20 protein-coding genes are annotated in these 18,928 nt (G+C 59.5%); 15 read left to right on the top strand and 5 right to left on the bottom strand.

The genetic code is table 11. From position 1 onward, the window contains the following. Positions 1-279: 279 nt before the first annotated feature. Positions 280-1,158: a diguanylate cyclase regulator RdcB family protein gene (locus tag GNG26_RS01520; RefSeq protein ID WP_103825447.1), complete on the bottom strand. Its 879-nt coding sequence runs from the start codon at positions 1,156-1,158 to the stop codon at positions 280-282. Continuing rightward, entirely contained in the window at positions 1,155-3,512 is a 2,358-nt protein-coding gene (gene crfC / locus GNG26_RS01515; RefSeq protein ID WP_103825446.1) for a clamp-binding protein CrfC, read from the bottom strand. The genes GNG26_RS01520 and crfC overlap by 4 nt, the downstream gene beginning before the upstream one ends. Positions 3,513-4,103: 591 nt before the next feature. On the opposite strand from crfC, the gene GNG26_RS01510 reads away from it, so the two are divergent. The 15 genes from GNG26_RS01510 (at position 4,104) to phnP (ending at position 15,353) form a co-directional block, all read left to right on the top strand. Further along, a complete protein-coding gene (locus tag GNG26_RS01510; protein WP_103825445.1) occupies positions 4,104-4,439 on the top strand; it encodes a zinc ribbon domain-containing protein YjdM in 336 nt (111 codons plus the stop codon). Between the two features lie 156 nt (positions 4,440-4,595). After that, complete coding sequence (gene phnC, locus GNG26_RS01505; protein WP_114316119.1) at positions 4,596-5,384, top strand: phosphonate ABC transporter ATP-binding protein; 789 nt, start codon at positions 4,596-4,598, stop codon at positions 5,382-5,384. A gap of 23 nt (positions 5,385-5,407) precedes the next feature. Beyond that, positions 5,408-6,424: a phosphonate ABC transporter substrate-binding protein gene (phnD, locus tag GNG26_RS01500; protein WP_156237544.1), complete on the top strand. Its 1,017-nt coding sequence runs from the start codon at positions 5,408-5,410 to the stop codon at positions 6,422-6,424. Between the two features lie 50 nt (positions 6,425-6,474). After that, positions 6,475-7,254 (top strand): phosphonate ABC transporter, permease protein PhnE, encoded by a 780-nt coding sequence (gene phnE / locus GNG26_RS01495; RefSeq protein WP_156237543.1) that lies wholly within the window; start codon positions 6,475-6,477, stop codon positions 7,252-7,254. A gap of 20 nt (positions 7,255-7,274) precedes the next feature. Next, complete coding sequence (gene phnF / locus GNG26_RS01490) at positions 7,275-8,000, top strand: phosphonate metabolism transcriptional regulator PhnF (protein ID WP_156237542.1); 726 nt, start codon at positions 7,275-7,277, stop codon at positions 7,998-8,000. Next, positions 8,001-8,453, top strand: coding sequence for a phosphonate C-P lyase system protein PhnG (gene phnG, locus GNG26_RS01485; protein WP_156237541.1), 453 nt, complete (start codon positions 8,001-8,003; stop codon positions 8,451-8,453). Then, entirely contained in the window at positions 8,450-9,034 is a 585-nt protein-coding gene (phnH, locus tag GNG26_RS01480; RefSeq protein ID WP_156237540.1) for a phosphonate C-P lyase system protein PhnH, read from the top strand. Before phnG ends, phnH begins: the two co-directional genes overlap by 4 nt. Continuing rightward, on the top strand, positions 9,034-10,098 hold the full coding sequence (locus tag GNG26_RS01475; protein ID WP_156237539.1) for a carbon-phosphorus lyase complex subunit PhnI: 1,065 nt from the start codon (positions 9,034-9,036) through the stop codon (positions 10,096-10,098). The genes phnH and GNG26_RS01475 overlap by 1 nt, the downstream gene beginning before the upstream one ends. After that, positions 10,091-10,936, top strand: a complete 846-nt coding sequence (gene phnJ, locus GNG26_RS01470; protein ID WP_103177903.1) for an alpha-D-ribose 1-methylphosphonate 5-phosphate C-P-lyase PhnJ — start codon at positions 10,091-10,093, stop codon at positions 10,934-10,936. Before GNG26_RS01475 ends, phnJ begins: the two co-directional genes overlap by 8 nt. Beyond that, on the top strand, positions 10,933-11,688 hold the full coding sequence (gene phnK, locus GNG26_RS01465; RefSeq protein ID WP_156237538.1) for a phosphonate C-P lyase system protein PhnK: 756 nt from the start codon (positions 10,933-10,935) through the stop codon (positions 11,686-11,688). Before phnJ ends, phnK begins: the two co-directional genes overlap by 4 nt. Positions 11,689-11,796: 108 nt before the next feature. Further along, a complete protein-coding gene (gene phnL, locus GNG26_RS01460; protein ID WP_103825435.1) occupies positions 11,797-12,477 on the top strand; it encodes a phosphonate C-P lyase system protein PhnL in 681 nt (226 codons plus the stop codon). Further along, positions 12,474-13,610, top strand: a complete 1,137-nt coding sequence (gene phnM, locus GNG26_RS01455) for an alpha-D-ribose 1-methylphosphonate 5-triphosphate diphosphatase (protein ID WP_156237537.1) — start codon at positions 12,474-12,476, stop codon at positions 13,608-13,610. Before phnL ends, phnM begins: the two co-directional genes overlap by 4 nt. After that, the gene (gene phnN / locus GNG26_RS01450; RefSeq protein WP_156237536.1) at positions 13,607-14,158 is read left to right on the top strand and encodes a ribose 1,5-bisphosphokinase; all 552 of its coding nucleotides are present in this window, start codon (positions 13,607-13,609) and stop codon (positions 14,156-14,158) included. The genes phnM and phnN overlap by 4 nt, the downstream gene beginning before the upstream one ends. Next, positions 14,151-14,585 carry an aminoalkylphosphonate N-acetyltransferase gene (gene phnO / locus GNG26_RS01445; RefSeq protein WP_156237535.1) on the top strand — a complete coding sequence of 145 codons (435 nt, stop codon included), beginning with the start codon at positions 14,151-14,153 and terminating at the stop codon, positions 14,583-14,585. The genes phnN and phnO overlap by 8 nt, the downstream gene beginning before the upstream one ends. Before the next feature lie 9 nt (positions 14,586-14,594). Further along, positions 14,595-15,353, top strand: coding sequence for a phosphonate metabolism protein PhnP (gene phnP / locus GNG26_RS01440; RefSeq protein ID WP_156237534.1), 759 nt, complete (start codon positions 14,595-14,597; stop codon positions 15,351-15,353). A gap of 82 nt (positions 15,354-15,435) precedes the next feature. Here phnP and yjdP read toward each other — a convergent pair whose 3' ends face one another. The 3 genes from yjdP to GNG26_RS01425 form a co-directional block, all read right to left on the bottom strand. Next, positions 15,436-15,759 carry a DDRRRQL repeat protein YjdP gene (gene yjdP / locus GNG26_RS01435; RefSeq protein ID WP_156237533.1) on the bottom strand — a complete coding sequence of 108 codons (324 nt, stop codon included), beginning with the start codon at positions 15,757-15,759 and terminating at the stop codon, positions 15,436-15,438. 69 nt (positions 15,760-15,828) lie between these two features. Continuing rightward, positions 15,829-16,461: a GNAT family N-acetyltransferase gene (locus GNG26_RS01430; RefSeq protein WP_156237532.1), complete on the bottom strand. Its 633-nt coding sequence runs from the start codon at positions 16,459-16,461 to the stop codon at positions 15,829-15,831. Positions 16,462-16,563: 102 nt separating this feature from the next. Further along, the gene (locus GNG26_RS01425; protein ID WP_156237531.1) at positions 16,564-18,855 is read right to left on the bottom strand and encodes a hybrid sensor histidine kinase/response regulator; all 2,292 of its coding nucleotides are present in this window, start codon (positions 18,853-18,855) and stop codon (positions 16,564-16,566) included. Positions 18,856-18,928 lie beyond the last annotated feature (73 nt).

The following is an 18,928-nucleotide window of genomic DNA, read 5'->3' as shown; positions in this document are numbered from 1 at the left end:
CCTGCAGGGATGCAGGCTGGTGCCCGACCCGAAAGCCTGAAGGAATAAGCTGAGGACAAAATTGCCGGGAGCAATTTTGGACAGCGCTTGCGCTGGCCCCGGAGGGGTGAGCCCCAGGGATGGGGCGAACAATCCGCGAAGCGGCGATTTTCTTGCCGGAAGCCCGGGTTGCCAGGGTGGTGGCGATTGAGCCACCCTGGCACGTTCACCGGTTCGGATGTATCAGAGAAGCAAGGAACGTGAGGTGAACGGAACCACCACCTGAGCCACATATTCCCCCTACTCCCCAAACACCTCCTCCACCATCGCTTTCGCCAGCCTCGCCGCCGAACACAACCTCGGCATCCCCAGCGCCACATTTTGCCAGCTTTGCGTCACCGACCAGCACACCGGATGCCTGTCCGCATCACACCAGTCACCCAGCCAGCCCAGCATATCTTTATGGTCGATAATCCCCGGCGTACTGGGCGTGGTGAGCCACTGGTGATAAAAATGGCGGGTATTAGGTGCAGCGTTGATCCCCTGCGCCAGATAGTTAGCCACCATACTGCACAGGTTATCTTTCAACATGGCGCTGACGTCTGCATTTGCCAGTCGACAGGCATCACCGAACGCCCCCCAGCGCAGCTCCTCCAGCACCACATAACCGCGACCGGCCAGCGACCAGCCGTCGTAGTGCCCGGCGCGCCAGCGGGTAAAAATCTGCTCGCTGTGAACGCCTGCCTGCACCGTTAATCCGCGCTGGGTTAACGCCTTCTCTTTGAACTGCGCACGTTGCTGAAAATGGGCGGAGAGGGTTTCGTATTGATGCACCACACCAATCGGCGGCTGATTGCGCAGGCTGGCCTGCTGGCGCAGCGTGGAGAGAATGTGCGTCATCCGGGTCAGCGCCAGATGGCCGGGGTCAAACATGCCCGCCAGCTTCTCCGCCAGCCCGAGCCGCAGCACAGCATTTTCGCTGAACATTCCCCCCATGGCCCACTGACGAAGCTGAGACTGCGCCATGATCTCCTGGGTTAAACGTTCACGAAAGTGCTGCTGTTGCGACACCACAGAGGTGTGACGCTGCGCGTCAGCCCCCTGCACCAGGTCGACCATAAATTTAGGATGGATACATTCCAGCGTCCGTCCGGGACCGTCCAGTAGTTGTTTTGTCATGGTTGCTCTGCCGCGAATAACGTTTGAATATCATCGCGTAACAGTCGGGTATCTTCCTGAATCCACGTCGCAGTCGTAATGCATTGCTGCAACAGCTGGCTGAGCGCCCGTGTGGCATGCTCATTTTGCTGACGCACTGCGAGGCTATCACGCAAGCTTTCCTGTAATCCTGCAAGGCATAACGAGAATTCCGCAAAGAATGTCGCCATACCCGCTGTAACAGAGACATCGACCTGCGCAGCCAAAGCTTTACGAATTTGTTCACAAAAGTGATCTATATGCTGTTTAAATTTTTCATGAAGCTCTGACACGTTAATAACATAGCGCGTCCGCGTCATCACATAATCTTCCCAGCCCCAGCCCGGATTGTTCAACCAACGGGAGACCGTGTCGCGCAGCGCACTGCTGGTTCCCTGCCCCTGGCCAGCCGGTAGGCTCTCCTGAGCGATAGCATCGCTGAACAGCCCCCGGGTATTGAAGTTAAGCTGGTTTGCCTGAAACGCCGGGAAGCTGATCCGCGCGCGGAATCCGGCATGGCTTAGCTCCTCTTTAATCCGCGTTTCAATGGGTCGCATGGCGTCGTTCAGGGAGCGGGCCAGCGTGGTTTCCAGTTGGTCAAACCGCAGCGCCAGCTCGCGACCGATTTTGGCCTGTGCATCCAGCAGGATCATTTCACAGGAGGAGCGGATTTTGCTCAGCAGGATCTGCGCCTGACCTTCATCGTCCAGCACCAGGTGCCCCGGCGTAGCTAACGCCTCGGCATGGAGCGTGTGCGGCTTAAACCCGGCCAGATCGAGCAAATTATCCGGATTGAAAATGTGCGCTACCGCAAGTTTGATATCGTTTTGCTGGGTGCTGATAAACAGGTCGGTCGCCGCCAGCGCCTGTCCGACTTCATGCCGTACCTCATTGCTTACCGACACCTGACGGGACTGCAACAGCGCCATATCCTCTTCCAGGCGGGCGATATTCAGCTCCAGCTCGTCGAAGGCGACCGTGAGCCCCTGATAGCGGAAATCCAGGTATTCCCGGGCGTTCTGGGCATAGTTCAACAACTTATGCGACGCCGAGCGTAACGCATACAGCGAGGCATTGGCGTAGGCAGCATAAATCAGCTTACGGATCGGCTGCTCAAAGAGGGAATCTTCCCACAGCAGATCGGCAGAATGGCGAACGTGTTCAATATCGTCCAGATCGGCAGTCCGCCAGCGGCGGCCCAGCGCAGCTTCGGCAAAATCCTGCACCCAGCGCTGCTCCTGGTGATCCGGCAGCTTGCCGTGCTGATTCAGCTCATGACGCGCCCGATTCGCCAGGTACCCCCACATCGAGGAGACCGGGAAGATCTGCCCTGGAGAAATATGACCTTTCATCAGGGTGCCGGAGATCATCGCCCGCACCTGCTCTTCATCATCGCTGTTGCGGTCTTTCTGATCGAATTTGTTGACCAGCGCGTAGAGCGGTACCGATTTGCTGACGGCAGAAATAGCCAGCCGCACTTCGGCATCGGAAATCGACTTCAGTTGCGTATAGTCCATTACCGCCAGCACCGCCGAAGCGCGGGCGAGCTGCTCGGTAAGCATTTTTTGCAGATGTGGTTGCCCGGCCTCATTCGGCCCGGGGGTATCCAGCAGAGTTAATTGCCCCAAATGGCCATCCAGCCCGGCCAGATGGACAAACTCCACCTCAATAACCGGGATATTCTCAATCGCTGCATAGGCAGAGAAAGGAAAATCTGTTCCCAGCGCCTGAGAAAGTCGCACTAAATCATTCAGGTTTTTTAAACAATTAAATATCGGCTGCGCGCCTAAATAATGTTTTTCAAACGCTTCGCCGGTTTCAATGCGCCCCAGCAACGCATTCATATCTTTATCAATTTCAAGTTGCTGGGCCAGCTTGCCGCGATCGTAATTGGCCAGCTTCTTTTGCATTTGTTTTATTAATGTATCGATCGGCGCCACGTGAGAAAAATGCAGCACCGGCTCCTTCTGACCAGGCGTATGACGGATCAGCGTCGGCAACGCGGTCATCGGACGGTTGCGATTGGGCAACACCTCCGTTCCCACAATGGCGTTAATCGTCGTCGATTTACCGGCTTTCATGGTGCCCACAATCGCCAGCACCATCTCCAGACGGGTAATTTTGCGCAGTTCATTATTCAGCATGGACTGCTGCGCTTCTAAACCACGGGCACTAAAATGTAGAGGTAAAACGTTGCTGGTTTCGCCGGTAAGGGCCGACGTTGCATTGTCCAGCATCGCAGCAGGCATGGCGCTTAGTGACTCGAGATTCTGCAATGAGAGTTGCAGCAGTCTTTCAGCTTCCTGGCTTAACTCAAATATTGTTTGTGTATGCATAGTAAAAAGCCTTCCCTTAACACAAATTTTATATAACCGAATTATTTTAAGAATGAAGGATCGGCTTATATGATTCCGTGTAGCAAATATGTTCGACGCAAAATAATTGTCTGATGACAATCAAATATATTCTTTAAGCGCATAAAACAGCGGAGCGCGCTCCTTCGGTCAGGGAAACCGAAAGACTAAGAGCGTAGCTCAAATTTAATAAATTTCAGGATAAACCATCTTTAATCGCCCACCAAAAATGAGGGGGTAATCATCCCTGCAAGCCCGGGGATGGCTATAAAAACATTTACGGTGAATATCATTAGCACCTTAACCTTATCCGAAATGACACGGCGTATCAATTTGCCGCAATAAAATATTATTGCTTTCATTCGCAAGCATTTCATTCTCGCGCCGGGTACTTATCATTACCTGAGTCACTGACAGACTCTGTCATCAGAAACGCTTTTTTTAGCCAAAAGCGAAAAATAATATCACCGACAAAAGTAAGGACATGCGCTATACTTGCCGCCTTTTTCGACAACCTGTCGATTTTTGGCGGGCCTCATTGCCGCCGGTTCGCACTATTTTGAGGAGAACACCATGTCACTGCCACACTGCCCGAAATGCAACTCTGAATATACCTATGAAGATAACGGTATGTTCATCTGCCCGGAATGCGCTCACGAATGGAACAACGCAGAACCCGTAGCCGAGAGCGATGAGCTGATCGTTAAAGATGCCAACGGCAACCTGCTGGCGGATGGCGATAACGTCACCGTCATTAAAGACCTGAAGGTCAAAGGCAGCTCTTCTATGCTGAAGATCGGCACCAAAGTGAAGGGCATCCGTCTGGTCGAGGGCGACCACAACATCGACTGCAAAATTGACGGCTTCGGCCCGATGAAGCTCAAATCCGAGTTCGTTAAGAAGAACTGATTTGTCTTTTATAGGCCCGGCAAGCGAAGCGCCGCCGGGCCTGCCGTCACTGTCATCGCTTTCACCTCAACTCTTCAAACTCCCGCAACCAACACTTAACCTAAATGTCACATTGATCCGCCAGCATGAGGCCACATTTGAATTGAGGCCTTACCCATGCACACTGTCATCCGCGTCGAGAAGCTGAGCAAAACCTTTCATCACAACAAGGCTCTGCATGCCGTTGATCTGACCGTCCAGCAGGGCGAAATGGTAGCGCTGCTGGGGCCGTCCGGTTCAGGTAAATCCACCCTTCTGCGCCACTTAAGCGGCCTCATCACCTGCGACAAAACCTCAGAAAGCCACGTTGAGCTGCTGGGCAATACCGTGCAGCGCGCGGGCCGTCTGGCGAGTGATATTCGCAAAAGCCGCGCCCAGACCGGCTACATCTTCCAGCAGTTCAACCTGGTGAACCGCCTGACGGTGCTGGAGAACGTGCTGATTGGCGCGCTCGGCAGCACCCCGTTCTGGCGCACCTGTCTGCGCTGGTTCTCCCCGTCCCAGAAGCAAGAAGCTCTGCAGGCACTCACCCGCGTCGGCATGGCCCATTTCGCCCACCAGCGCGTCTCCACCCTGTCCGGTGGACAGCAGCAGCGCGTGGCGATTGCCCGGGCGCTGATGCAGAAAGCCAAAATCATTCTCGCCGATGAGCCGATTGCCTCGCTGGACCCGGAGTCGGCCCGCATCGTCATGGAAACCCTGCGCGACATTAACCGCAAGGACGGCATCACCGTGGTGGTCACGCTGCACCAGGTGGATTACGCCCTGCGCTACTGCGAGCGCATCGTCGCCCTGCGTCAGGGGCACGTCTTCTTCGATGGCGCCAGCCACCAGTTTGATAACGAACGTTTTGATCATCTCTACCGCAGCATTAACCGCGTCGAAGAGAGCGCGCAGGCTGCTTAACGTCCCCACAATGAGGAATGGAAATGAGCTATAAGACGGTTGCCGCGCTGGCCTTCACCAGCATGTTCAGCATCAGCACCCTGTTCAGCCCGGCGTTTGCAGAGGAGCAGGAAAAGGCGCTGAATTTCGGCATTATTTCGACGGAATCACAGCAAAACCTGAAGCCACAGTGGGAACCCTTCCTGAAGGACATGGAAAGCAAGCTGGGGATCAAAGTGAACGCCTTCTTCGCCCCGGACTACGCGGGCATCATCCAGGGGATGCGCTTTAACAAAGTGGATATCGCCTGGTACGGCAACCTCTCGGCGATGGAAGCGGTGGATCGTGCCAACGGTCAGGTCTTTGCGCAAACCGTGGCCGCCGACGGCTCCCCGGGTTACTGGAGCGTGCTGATCGTCAACAAAGAGAGCCCGATCAACAACCTCAACGACATGCTCGCCAAACGTAAAGAGCTCACCTTTGGCAACGGCGATCCCAACTCCACGTCGGGCTTCCTGGTGCCGGGCTATTACGTCTTCGCCAAAAACAATGTCTCCACCAGCGAATTCAAACGCACGGTCAACGCCGGGCACGAAACCAACGCCCTGGCCGTCGCCAACAAACAGGTGGATGTTGCCACCAACAACACCGAAAACCTCGACAAGCTGAAGACCTCCGCGCCGGACAAGCTGAAAGAACTGAAGGTGATCTGGAAATCTCCGCTGATCCCGGGGGACCCGATTGTGTGGCGTAAAAACCTCTCCGAAAGCACCAAGGAGAAGGTGTACGACTTCTTTATGAACTACGGCAAAACCGCGGAAGAGAAAACCGTGCTGGAACGCCTGGGCTGGGCGCCGTTCCGCGCCTCCAGCGACCTGCAGCTGGTGCCGATTCGCCAGCTGGCGCTGTTCAAACAGATCCAGGGCGTGAAGGACAACAAGACGCTGAAAGAGGAAGAGAAGAACAGCAAGCTGTCTGAAATTCAGGCGCAGCTGGACGATCTCGACCGCCTGACCGCCGCGCTGGGCGCGATGACCAGCGTGACCAAAGCGGTGCAGTGATTACGTTCCCTCTCCCTTGAGGGAGAGGGAGAACAGATTAAGGAGCACACATGCAAACCATCACTCTCCCACCGCCAAAGCGCAGCTGGTTCTCGCTGATCAGCTGGGCCATCCTGCTGGCGGTGCTGGTTGTCTCCTGGAAGGGCGCGGAAATGGCCCCGCTGACGCTGATCCAGGACTCCGGCAACATGGCGACCTTCGCCGCCGACTTCTTCCCGCCGGACTTCAGCCAGTGGCAGGACTACCTCGGCGAGATGGCCGTCACGCTGCAAATCGCCGTCTGGGGCACCGCCCTGGCCGTGGTGCTCTCCATTCCGTTTGGCCTGATGAGCGCCGACAACATTGTGCCGTGGTGGATTTACCAGCCGGTGCGCCGCCTGATGGACGCCTGCCGCGCCATCAACGAAATGGTCTTTGCGATGCTGTTCGTGGTCGCCGTCGGTCTCGGTCCCTTCGCCGGGGTGCTGGCGCTTTTTATTCACACCACCGGCGTGCTCTCCAAGCTGCTTTCGGAAGCGGTAGAAGCCATTGAGCCCGGCCCGGTCGAAGGCATTCGCGCCACCGGTGCCAACAAAATTGAAGAAATTCTTTACGGCGTGCTGCCCCAGGTGATGCCGCTACTCATCTCCTACTCCCTCTACCGCTTTGAGTCCAACGTCCGCTCCGCCACCGTTGTCGGCATGGTGGGCGCAGGCGGGATTGGCGTCACTTTGTGGGAAGCGATTCGCGGTTTCCAGTTCCAGCAAACCTGCGCCCTGATGGTGCTCATCATCATCACCGTCAGCCTGCTGGACTTCCTCTCTCAACGTTTGCGTAAGCACTTCATCTGAGAAGCGAGGCTTTGATTTGTATGCACTTATCCAGACATCCGACCAGTTACCCCACCCGCTGGCAAGAGATTGCGGCAAAGCTCGAAGTGGAGCTGCGCACGCACTACCGCTGCGGGGATTATCTGCCTGCGGAACAGCAGCTTGCCGATCGCTATGAAGTCAACCGTCACACCCTGCGGCGGGCCATTGACCAGCTGGTGGAGCGCGGTTGGGTACAGCGCCGCCAGGGCGTCGGCGTGCTGGTGCTGATGCGCCCGTTCGACTACCCGCTCAACGCCCAGGCGCGTTTCAGCCAGAACCTGCTGGATCAGGGCAGCCACCCCACCAGCGAAAAGCTGCTCTCGGTGCTGCGTCCGGCCTCCAGTCACGTGGCGGATGCGCTGGGGATCCAGGAGGGAGACAACGTCATCCACCTGCGCACCCTGCGCCGGGTTAACGGTATCCCCCTCTGCCAGATCGACCACTACTTCGCGGATCTGGCCCTCTGGCCGGTGCTGCAACATTTCACCAGCGGCTCGCTGCATGACTTTCTGCAGGATGCCACGGGCATTGCGCTCAAACGCACCCAGACGCGCATCAGCGCCCGTCGCGCCCAGGCCAAAGAGAGCAAGGTGCTGGAGATCCCCAACATGGCGCCCCTGCTCTGCGTGCGCACCCTTAACCACCGTGACGGCGAGGTGAATGCGACGGAGTACTCCGTCAGCCTGACCCGCGCCGACATGATTGAATTCACCATGGAGCACTGAATGCATTTCGATACCTCCACCCGCCAGCACTGGATGGCCGTGCTCGCCCACAGCCAGCCTGCGGCGCTTGCCGCGCGGATGTCGGCGCTGAGCCTGTCGCCCGCTTATGAACTGATCCGCGCCCCGGAAACCGGACTGGTGCAGATCCAGGCGCGGATGGGCGGCACCGGGGCCCGCTACTTTGCCGGCGATGCCACCCTGACCCGCGCCGTGGTGCGTCTTGCCAGCGGCACCCTCGGCTACAGCTACCTGCTCGGGCGTAACAAACCCCACGCCGAGCAGTGCGCCGTTGTGGATGCCCTGCTGCAGGAAGCCCCCCATTTTCAGGCCCTGATGGAAACCGTTATTGCCCCGCTGGATGCCGACCGCGCCGCACGCCTTGCCGCCCGTCAGGCCGAAGTGAACACCAGCCGGGTCGACTTCTTTACGCTCGTTCGCGGAGACAACGCATGACACTTCACCCCGCTTTTACCCTTGCCGTGCAGGATGCCCAGCACAGTTTTCGTCGTCTGCTGAAAGCGATGAGCGAGCCGGGCGTCATCGTCTCGCTGCATCAGCTTAAGCATGGCTGGCAGCCGCTGAACCTCGCCACCACCAGCGTGCTGCTGACCCTGGCCGATAACGACACCCCGGTCTGGCTGTCGGGCTCCGTCAGCAACGATATCGTCAGCAGCAACCTGCGTTTTCATACCAGCGCCCCGCTGGTGGAGCAGCCGCAGCAGGCGGTGTTCGCCGTCGCCGACGAGCAGATCGGCCACGAGCAGCTCAACGCCCTGAGCGAGGGCAGCGCTGTGGCGCCGGAGACCAGCGCGACCCTGATTTTGCAGGTCTCCAGCCTGAGCGGCGGACGCATGCTGCGCCTGACCGGGGCCGGCATCGCCGAGGAGCGGATGGTCGCCCCGCAGTTGCCGGAGTGCATCATTCACGAGCTGACCGAGCGCCCGCACCCGTTCCCGCTGGGGATCGACCTGCTGCTGACCTGCGGCGAGCGCCTGCTGGCGATCCCGCGAACCACCCACGTGGAGGTGTGCTGATGTACGTTGCCGTCAAAGGGGGCGAGAAGGCGATCGCCGCCGCCCACGCGTTGCAGGAACACAGACGCCGGGGCGATGAGCAGATCCCCGAGCTGAGCGTCGCCCAGATTGAACAGCAGTTGAACCTGGCCGTTGACCGGGTAATGACCGAAGGCGGCATCGCCGATCGCGAGCTGGCAGCCCTGGCGCTGAAGCAGGCCAGCGGTGATAACGTCGAGGCCATCTTCCTGCTGCGCGCTTACCGTACTACGCTGGCGAAGCTGGCGGTGAGCGAGCCGATCAACACCGCGGAGATGCGCCTGGAGCGCCGTATTTCGGCGGTCTATAAAGACATTCCCGGCGGCCAGCTGCTTGGCCCGACCTACGACTACACTCACCGCCTGCTCGATTTCACCCTGCTGGCAAATGGCGAAACCCCTCGCCTTACCCCCTCAAACACCGAGCAGGACGCCGCGCCGCACGTTTTTAGCCTGCTGGCCAACCAGGGGCTGGCGAAAGCGGAAGAGGATTGCGGCGATGAGCCAGACGACATCACCCGCACGCCGCCGGTTTACCCCTGTTCACGCTCATCGCGCCTGCAGCAGCTGATGCGTGGCGATGAGGGCTATCTGCTGGCGCTGGCCTACTCCACCCAGCGTGGCTATGGCCGTAACCACCCCTTTGCCGGAGAGATCCGCAGCGGCTATATCGACATCAATATTGTGCCGGAAGAGCTGGGATTTGCGGTAAACGTCGGTGAAATGCTGATGACCGAGTGCGAAATGGTAAACGGCTTCGTTACCCCGGATAACGACGCGCCGCACTTCACCCGCGGCTACGGTCTGGTGTTCGGCATGGGCGAGCGCAAGGCGATGGCGATGGCGCTGGTTGACCGCGCCCTTCAGGCCCCCGACTACGACGAGAACATTACAGGCCCGGCGCAGGACGAGGAGTTTGTGCTGGCCCACGCGGATAACGTTGAGGCCGCAGGCTTTGTCTCGCACCTCAAGCTGCCGCACTACGTCGATTTCCAGGCTGAACTGGAGCTGCTTAAACGTCTGCAACAGGAGCGCGACAATGGCTAACCTCAGCGGCTACAACTTTGCTTATCTGGATGAGCAAACCAAACGCATGATCCGCCGCGCCATTTTAAAAGCGGTGGCCATCCCCGGCTATCAGGTGCCGTTCGGTGGCCGTGAAATGCCCATGCCCTACGGCTGGGGCACCGGCGGGATTCAGATCACCGCCAGCGTGATTGGCGAAGCGGATGTGCTGAAGGTGATTGACCAGGGGGCGGACGACACTACCAACGCCGTCTCGATCCGCCAGTTCTTTACGCGCGTGACGGGGGTGAACACCACCGAGCGCACCGAAGACGCCACGCTGATCCAGACCCGCCACCGCATCCCGGAGACCCCGCTCGTTGAAGATCAGATTTTGATTTTCCAGGTGCCGATCCCCGAACCGCTGCGCTTTATCGAGCCGCGCGAAACCGAAACCCGCACCATGCACGCCCTGGAAGAGTACGGCGTAATGCAGGTGAAGCTGTATGAGGATATCGCCCGCTTCGGCCATATCGCCACCACCTACGCCTACCCGGTGAAGGTCAACGGGCGCTACGTGATGGACCCGTCGCCAATCCCGAAGTTCGATAACCCGAAGATGGACATGATGCCCGCCCTGCAACTCTTTGGCGCCGGGCGCGAAAAACGCATCTACGCCGTGCCGCCCTACACGCGGGTTGAGAGCCTCGACTTTGACGATCACCCGTTTACGGTGCAGGAGTGGGATGAGCCGTGCGCCATCTGCGGGTCGAAGCACAGCTATCTCGACGAAGTGGTGCTGGATGACACCGGCAAACGGATGTTTGTCTGCTCCGATACCGATTTTTGCCGCCAACAGAGCGAGGCCAACAGCCAATGAAACCGCTGCTTTCGGTCAATAACCTGACCCACCTTTATGCGCCAGGCAAAGGCTTCAGCGACGTGTCGTTTGACCTGTGGCCGGGGGAAGTGCTGGGGATTGTCGGCGAGTCCGGCTCCGGTAAAACCACCCTGCTGAAATCCCTCTCGGCGCGCCTGACGCCGCAGAACGGCGACATTCTCTATGACGGCCACTCGCTGTATGGCCTGAGCGAGGCCGAGCGCCGTCGCCTGCTGCGCACCGAGTGGGGCGTGGTGCATCAGCATCCGATGGATGGCCTGCGCCGCCAGGTGTCGGCGGGGGGCAACATCGGCGAACGGCTGATGGCGACCGGCGCGCGCCATTACGGCGACATCCGCGCGACGGCGAAACAGTGGCTGGAGGAGGTAGAGATCCCGGCGTCGCGTATCGACGACCTGCCCACCACCTTCTCCGGCGGGATGCAGCAGCGCCTGCAGATCGCCCGCAACCTGGTTACCCATCCGAAGCTGGTCTTTATGGATGAACCCACCGGCGGGCTGGACGTGTCGGTGCAGGCCCGCCTGCTGGATCTGCTCCGCGGTCTGGTGGTGGAGCTGAACCTGGCAGTGGTGATTGTCACCCATGATTTAGGCGTCGCCCGCCTGCTAGCGGACCGTCTGCTGGTGATGAAGAGCGGCGAGGTGGTGGAAAGTGGGCTGACCGACCGGGTGCTCGACGATCCCCATCATCCCTACACCCAGCTGCTGGTGTCATCGGTATTGCAGAACTGATTTTGCTGTTGCCGGGTGGCGGCTTCGCCTGACCCGGCCTACGGACCGCGCTCTTTGTAGGCCGGGTAAGCGAAGCGCCACCCGGCAAGAAAACGCCACGAGGCCAAGATGATCCACGTACAAAACGTAAGTAAGACCTTTGTGCTCCACCAGCAAAACGGCGTGCGCCTGCCGGTGCTGCAGAATGCCTCTCTGAAAGTGAACAGCGGCGAATGTGTGGTGCTGCATGGCCACTCCGGCAGCGGCAAATCGACCCTGCTGCGCTCGCTGTATGCCAACTACCTGCCGGACGAAGGCCATATCCATGTGCGCCACGGCGACGAATGGGTCGATCTGGTGCAGGCTCCGGCGCGTAAGGTGCGGGATGTCAGGCGCACCACCATTGGCTGGGTCAGCCAGTTTTTACGGGTGATCCCGCGCGTTCCGGCGCTGGAGGTGGTGATGCAGCCGCTGCTGGATCTCGGCGTGCCGCGGGACACCTGCGCCGCCAAAGCCGCCAGCCTGCTGACGCGCCTGAACGTGCCGGAACGTCTGTGGCATCTCGCCCCCTCCACTTTTTCCGGCGGCGAGCAGCAGCGGGTCAACATCGCCCGCGGCTTTATCGTCGATTACCCGATTTTACTGCTCGATGAACCGACCGCCTCGCTGGATGCCAAAAACAGCGCAGCGGTTATTGAACTGATCGAAGAGGCCAAAGCGCGTGGCGCGGCGATCGTCGGGATCTTCCACGACGACGCGGTGCGGGATCGCGTGGCGGATCGTCTGCACCCGATGGGGATCACCGCATGATCGTCAATAACGTAAAACTGGTGCTGGAAAACGAGGTCGTTGACGGCTCCATCGACATTCAGGACGGCATCATTCGCGCCTTTGCCGAAACCCAAAGCCACCTGCCGGAAGCGATGGACGGTGAAGGCGGCTGGCTGCTGCCAGGGCTGATTGAGCTGCACACCGACAACATGGACAAGTTCTTCACCCCGCGACCCAAAGTCGACTGGCCCGCCCATTCGGCGATGAGCAGCCACGACGGGATGATGGTCGCCAGCGGCATCACCACGGTGCTGGATGCGGTGGCGATTGGCGACGTGCGCGACGGCGGCGATCGTCTGGAGAATCTGGAGAAGATGATCAACGCCGTGGAGGAGACGCAGAAGCGCGGCCTTAACCGCGCCGAGCACCGCCTGCACCTGCGCTGCGAGCTGCCTCATCACACCACCCTGCCGCTGTTCGAAAAGCTGGTGAACCGTGAGCCGGTGACCCTGGTGTCGCTGATGGATCACTCTCCGGGCCAGCGCCAGTTCGCTAACATCGAAAAGTATCGCGAATATTATCAGGGCAAATATGCCCTCAACGACGCGCAGATGGCGCGTTACGAAGAGGAACAGCTTCAGCTTGCTGCCCGCTGGTCGCAGCCCAACCGCCAGGCCATCGCCGCCCTCTGCCGGGCGCGCAATATCGCCCTCGCCAGCCATGATGACGCCACCGCGGAACACGTGCTTGAATCCCGGCAGCTTGGCAGCGTGATCGCCGAATTTCCTACTACGTTCGAGGCCGCAGAGGCCTCCCGCCAGCACGGAATGAACGTGCTGATGGGTGCGCCGAACATCGTGCGCGGCGGGTCGCACTCCGGCAACGTGGCGGCAAGCCAGCTGGCATCGCTCGGGCTGCTGGATATTCTGTCTTCCGATTACTACCCCGCCAGCCTGCTGGATGCGGCGTTCCGGGTGGCGGACAACGAGGAGAATCGTTTTACCCTGCCGCAGGCGATCCGCCTGGTGACGAAGAACCCGGCGCAGGCGCTCAACCTGCACGATCGCGGGGTGATTGGCGAAGGCAAGCGGGCGGACCTGGTGCTGGCGCACCGTAAAGGCGAGCACATTCATATCGACCACGTCTGGCGTCAGGGAAAAAGGGTGTTCTGATGGGAAGAGTGATCTGGTTAATGGGGCCTTCCGGCTCCGGAAAAGACAGCCTGCTGGCGGCGTTGCGCGAGCAGCCCCATCCACAACTGCTGGTGGCGCACCGCTACATCACGCGCACCGCTACTGCCGGGAGCGAAAACCACATCGCCCTCAGCGAGTCGGAGTTTTTTACCCGCGCGGGGCAGCACCTGTTTGCCCTGAGCTGGCACGCTAACGGCTATTATTATGGGGTGGGCCTGGAGATCGATCTCTGGCTGCACGCCGGATTTGACGTGGTGGTGAATGGTTCGCGCGCCCATCTGCCCCAGGCGCAGGCGCGCTATGCCGGGGCGTTGCTGCCGATCTGCCTGCAGGTGTCGCCGGAGATCCTACGTAGCCGACTGCAGGCGCGTGGGCGGGAGAGCGCTAAAGAGATCGACCAGCGGCTGGCGCGCGCCGCCCGTTATACGCCGTCCGACTGCCCGATCCTTAACAATGACGGCAGTTTGCACCAGTCTGTCGACAACTTCCTTTCACTCATTAGCCAGAAGGAGAAAAACCATGCCTGAGTGCGAGTTGCGTCCCGCCACCGCGGAGGACGTTGACGCGGTCTATGGCCTGATCTGTGAGTTAAAACAGGCGGAGCTTGACCGTTCGGCGTTCCATGCGGGGTTCACGGCCAATCTGCAGGATCACAATATGCGTTACCAGCTGGCCGAACAGGATGGACACATCATCGGAATGATCGGCCTGCACATGCAGTTTCACCTGCATCACGCCAACTGGATCGGCGAGATCCAGGAGCTGGTGGTGATGCCGCAGGCGCGTGGTCTGAAGGTCGGCAGCCAGTTGCTGGCCTGGGCGGAAGAAGAGGCCCGCCACGCCGGGGCGGAGATGACCGAGCTCTCCACCAGCGTAAAGCGTCTCGATGCGCACCGCTTTTATCTTCGTGAAGGGTATACCCAGAGCCACTTCCGCTTCACCAAACCTCTGTAAGGAGGCATCATGAGTCTGACCATTACGTTAACGGGAACCGGTGGCGCCCAGCTGGTGCCCGCTTTTGGCTGCGACTGTCCGGCCTGCCGCCGGGCGCGTTTGCAGGAAGATTATCGCCGTCGCCCCTGTAGCGCGGTGGTCAAATTCAATGATGCGGTGACGCTGCTGGATGCCGGGATCCCACACCTGATGGACGACTGGACTGCGGGCAGTTTTCAGCAGATTTTACTCACCCATTACCATATGGATCATGTCCAGGGGCTGTTTCCGCTGCGCTGGGGGATGGGGGCGACCATTCCGGTCTACGGCCCGCCAGATGAAGCCGGGTGCGACGATCTCTTTAAACATCCCGGCCTTCTCGACTTTAGCCATACTCTCGAGCCGTTTGTGGTCTTTGAACTCCAGGGCCTGCGGGTGACGCCGCTGCCGCTCAACCATTCGAAGCTGACTTTTGGCTATCTGCTGGAGAGCGCCCACAGCCGCGTGGCCTGGCTCTCCGATACCGCCGGGCTGCCGGAGAAAACGGTGAAGTTTCTGCTCAACAACCAGCCGCAGGCGATCGTGATTGACTGTAGCCATGCGCCGCAGGATGAGACGCCGCGCAACCACTGCGATCTGAATACGGTTATCGCGCTCAATCAGGTGATTGGCTGCCCGCAGGTGATCCTGACCCATATCAGCCATGAGTTTGACGTGTGGATGATGGACAACCCGCTCCCTGTGGGGTTTGAGGCGGGGTATGACGGGATGGTGCTGGCGCTGGACTGAAGCATTGCCGGGTGGCGGCTACGCCTTACCCGGCCTGGGAAACCGTAGGCCCGTGCAAGCGAAGCGCCGCCGGACACTGGCATTACCGCCGATCGTAATCCTCTTCCAGCCTGCGCTCGTCATCTTCTAAGCGACGCCGATCCTCATCCAGCTGGCGCTGACGCTCATCCAGACGACGACGGCGATCGTCCAGCTGGCGCTGGCGCTCTTCATACTGCCGGTTATCGCTGCTACGACGCCGATCGTAACGGTCATCGTCATCGTTATTGCGGTCGCTGTTGGGGTTGTAGGCGTCGTTAATGGCCTGCTGAATATTGCCGATGGTGTCGTCAACAATATCAGCGTGAGCCAGATGACTGGTTAAAGAGAGCAAACCCAATAACAGGGCGGTAGAGTATTGTTTCATAAAGCCAGTCTCGCAGGTGAGCTGGCTTTACAGTAATAAACAGCGGGTGGAGCGAGTAGCGGAGGAATCTCAAATGCTGTAGGGGGAAGTTTCTTCCATAAGGTGATTCGCACGTTGCCTGTTCTCGGCCACTAAAACAACGCGATGGCATTTTTGGTCAGGCGAAACACTCCAGATACGCTCCTCAGGAATACAGCCGCCATCGTAAATCACTTTACTGCCATCATAAGGCCAAAATGCGCCTTGCTCGGCATCCAGTACGAACACAGCGATTTGATCCGATTCACGGGCAATCTTTTGCCAAAGCATTTTACCGCCTTCGTACTGATCAAAATCGCTTATTAGCGTAATACCGCACTGGAGGATTAATGCCTCATAAAGTCGGGTTGCCAGCCCTTTATCCCGCTCGCCAGGATCAACACAGACGCCTTCAACCTGAAGGACGTGGGCATCTTCCCAGCAGCGTTCAACGGCAACGATATCTTTACCGAGTGCAGGTTTGCGCTGTAAATCCAGCGCTGCCACAACCCGATGTCGCGGTATGCCCTCAAAGATTTCGATATCCGCTTCAATGATTGCCGCGCGAGGCGTCTGGGGATCATAGATGACATGCAGCAATCGCCCTGAGAGTTCAATCTCTTCCACCCGCGTAAAGGCGCGCGCGACTGTCATCGGGCTATAGGTTGTAGGCATCACGATCATATGTGAGTCCCCTCTCGTCACAGTACCGGCATAAGTCCTTTTATATCCTAATCCGCTCATTTTTGCGCAAATTAACATCACTAATGCAGCGGTTACGATTGATTAATTCTTAAACATGGCACCGATTTTTTGCAGCGCCTGTGCCAGCTGCGCACGGGTAAAAGGCTTGCGCAGCAGCTCCACGTCCGGCAGTTGTGGATTATGTGCCGGGCGCAGATCCTGGCCGCTCATCAATAGCACGGGGAGATGCGGGAACTGCTGGCGGACCTGCTGGATCACCTCCGCGCCGCTCAGGGTGCCGGGAAGCATTAAGTCGCTGATAAAGATCTCAATATCCGACGATGCGCTCAGCATTTGCAGCGCCTGCTCGCCGGTTTCCGCCTCCAGCGTCAGGTAGCCCAGCTGGTGCAGCTGTTCGCACAGAGTCTGGCGGACATCGCTCTGGTCGTCCAGCACCAGTACCAGCCGGTCGCTTCGTACCGCTGCGGCGGCCGCCAGCGTCTCTGGCTGGGGAAGTGCCTGCTGGGTGGCGCGGGGCAGATGCAGCCGTACGGTGGTGCCCTGTCCGGGCGCACTTTCGATCTCCACCCGCCCGCCGGACTGGCGCACAAAGCCATACACCATCGACAGCCCCAGCCCGCTGCCGCTGCCGGTCTGCTTGGTGGTGAAGAAGGGTTCGAAGACCCGGGATTTGATGGCCTGCGACATCCCGCAGCCGTGGTCGATCACCTCCAGCGCCACCATATCCTGCCTGCGTCCGTCGCTGCGGGTGACGCGCTGGTTCCAGGTGCGGATTTTTATCACTCCACTTTGCCCTTCCATCGCATCCCGGGCGTTCATCACCAGGTTGATAATGGCGTTTTCCAGCTGGCTGATGTCAATCCACGCCGGCCAGGCCGGGGTCTGCGCTTCGATCTCCAGCGAAAGGGTGGCGGGCAGGGAGTGACGCATCAGCTCGGCCAGGTTTTCCAGCAGGGGTTTCATCTCCACCGCGTGCGGGTTCAGGGACTGTTTGCGGGAGAAGGCCAGCAGGCGCTGGGTTAACAGCGCCCCGCGCTCGGCGGCCTTCAGCGCGCGGCTAATGCGCGGCGCATCCGGCGAATGGGGATCGGCCAGCTCCAGACTGCCGATGATCACCGCCAGCAGGTTATTGAAATCATGCGCCAGCCCGCCCGTCAGCTGACCCACCGCCTTCATCTTCTGGCTGTGGAGCAGCGCCTCCTCCAGCCCCTGACGTTCAATGCGATCCACCTCCATCTGGGAGGTTTTCTCTTTCAGCAGCCGGGTGGTGTGCTCCAGCGAGGCGGTATTGCGGGCAAAGACGTTGAATGCCCGCGCCAGCTCGCCCAGCTCATCCCGGCGTTGCAGCGCAGGCACCGAGACATCCTGTTCCCCGTGGGCCAGCCGCGACATCGCCCGGGAGATGGCGGTCAGGTTGGTGCCCAGGTTGCGGTAGATATACCAGCAGGCAAAGGCGGTAATGATCAGCGCCAGCACGGCGGAAAGGGTAATAAAGACGCTGATGGAGCGCAGCTCCTGATGGCTCTGGGCGGTACGCAGCTGCGAGGCCTGCGCTACCTGCTCCACATACTGATTGATATCGCGGTTGAGGATCGCCACCAGCGCTTTGATGTGAAACATATACCAGCTGATCGACAGATCGCTCTCTTCCAGCTGCCGGGAGAGCGGGCCGAGCTTGTTCAGCTCGGCGTTAAAATCGGGCAGCACAAAGCCCACCACCGGCTGGGTGGCCCGAGGGGGCAGCATCGCCGTCACCGTATCAAGCTGCTGGATGGTCGCTCGCGGCGAAGGAGTTTCGATGGCGGCGACGATCAGCCGGTCCATCTCGCTGAGCAGGCGGGCATCGGGTACGTTGCTGGCGTAGCGCCGGTTGATCTCCTGGAGATGGCGGAGATAGCTCTGGCTCTGGTAGAGCGCGCTGAGCAGGGCATTACGCTCCAGGTGGCGTCGCTGCCCGCGCTCCAGCATCCCGGTCACGCTTTGTTGCAGTTCGTTGCTGCGCCGGATGATCCGCGCCACCAGCGCGGGCTCCTGCTGCGCCAGCGGCGCATCGGCAAGCTGCGCCAGTGAATGGCCCAGCGCCGTCTGGGTCTGCTTTAGCCGGTTGGCTTCGTCTTTATATTCCAGCGCCCCTACCACCTGCGACAAACGTACCGCCGCCGTCGCCACGTTGGCGGTTTCCCGCGACAAATTCATGCTGCCGGTCATGTCGTCCAGCGTCTGGCGCTGCACCTGCTCCTGAATATGGCTGGCGTGGCGAAAGCCCAGCACCGCCACGCCGCTGACCATTAACGTCACCGCCACCACCAGCAGATTGAAGATCAGCAGGCGGCCACGGGCGCTGGCGAAGAAGGGGGGACGGCGTGAGGGCATGTTGGCTCCGTGGCGTAACTGTGATCCACATTAACTATTCATAACTATGACAAATATGAACGACTTCTGACAT

The sequence above is a fragment of the Leclercia sp. J807 genome, assembly GCF_009734465.1.
Lineage (GTDB): Bacteria > Pseudomonadota > Gammaproteobacteria > Enterobacterales > Enterobacteriaceae > Enterobacter.
This window is presented reverse-complemented; position numbering and strand designations above follow the sequence as displayed.